This window comes from Cupriavidus sp. HPC(L) (genome assembly GCF_000307735.3).
Classification (GTDB): Bacteria; Pseudomonadota; Gammaproteobacteria; order Burkholderiales; family Burkholderiaceae; genus Cupriavidus.
In genome coordinates this window covers 1-1,211 of record NZ_AMPR02000398.1, presented here as the reverse complement: position 1 = coordinate 1,211, position 1,211 = coordinate 1, and the positions used below count along the sequence as shown (strand labels likewise).

The following is a 1,211-nucleotide window of genomic DNA, read 5'->3' as shown; positions in this document are numbered from 1 at the left end:
GGAATGCCGCTAACGCACCTGGACATTGGACACCTCGCCGCCGGCCGCGACCAGCCAGCTCTGGATCGCGTTGTTGTGATAGATCGAACGCGTGCCGCGTACCGCGCGCAGCTGCGCGATGGTCGGCTGCACGTAGCCGGTCTCGTCGATCGCTCGGCTCTGCAGGATCGCCGGCGAGCCGTCCCAGACCCAGTCCAGATTGAAGCGCGTCAGGCATTTGGACAGCACCGGCGTCTCCAGCCGCGCGGTGCGCCAGTTGCGCCCGCCGTCGACCGATACGTCGACGCGCCGGATCTTGCCGCGGCCCGACCATGCCAGCCCGCTGACGTTGTAGAAGCCCTTGCCGGTCAGGCGCTGACCGCCCGACGGCGTGGTGATCACCGACTTGCACTCCTGGATCGACGTGTACTGCCGCAGCATGCCGTCCGGCATCATGTCGACGTAGTGCAGCGTCTCGTCCTTGGCGTTCCAGGGGCGGTCGCCCAGCTCGAGCCGGCGCAGCCATTTGACCCATGACACGCCCTGCACGCCCGGCACCACCAGCCGCAACGGGTAGCCGTTCTCGGGCCGCAGCATCTCGCCGTTCATGCCCCAGGCGACGATGATCTCGTCGGCCAGCTCCATCGGGATCGTGCGCGTCATCGCCGATCCATCGCCGCCCTCGGCCAGCAGATAGCGGCCGCGCCGCTGGTCGGCGCCGGCGTCGTCGAGCAGCACGCGCAGCGGTACCCCGGTGAACTCGCAGCAGGACAGCATGCCGTGCGTGTATTGCACCGTCGGCACCGCGACATTGCCCCACTCCATGCCGGTATTGGCACCGCATTCGATGAAATGCATCCGCGACACCGACGGCAGCCGCATCAGCTCGTCCATCGTATAGACGCGCGGGGCCTTGACCAGGCCGTTGATCATCAGCCGATGGCGAGTCGGGTCGATGTCGTGCCAGCCCTGGTGATGCCGCTCGAAATGCAGGCCGTTCGGCGTGATGATGCCGAACAGACCCTGCAGCGGCGCGAAGCTGACCGAAGCCGCCGAGACGCGCGTCAAACCCGGCGATTCGCGCCGCATCAGCGCCGTTTCGTGGCTCGAGGGCTGGCCGTAGGGCCGTGCGGCGACCGGTTGTCCGAGCGAGGTGGCCCAGGGTTGGGGTTTCAGGATCGCGGGATCGCCTTCGGCTTCGCTGCTGGCTGCGCCGTTGGTTGCGCTATCCG

General features: G+C 67.8%; 1 protein-coding gene. It reads right to left on the bottom strand.

Going from position 1 to position 1,211, the window contains the following annotated elements; translation table 11 throughout:
* Positions 1-9 precede the first annotated feature (9 nt).
* On the bottom strand, positions 10-1,211 hold a 1,202-nt coding region (gene soxC, locus B551_RS18350), incomplete at its 5' end, for a sulfite dehydrogenase (protein WP_023264741.1).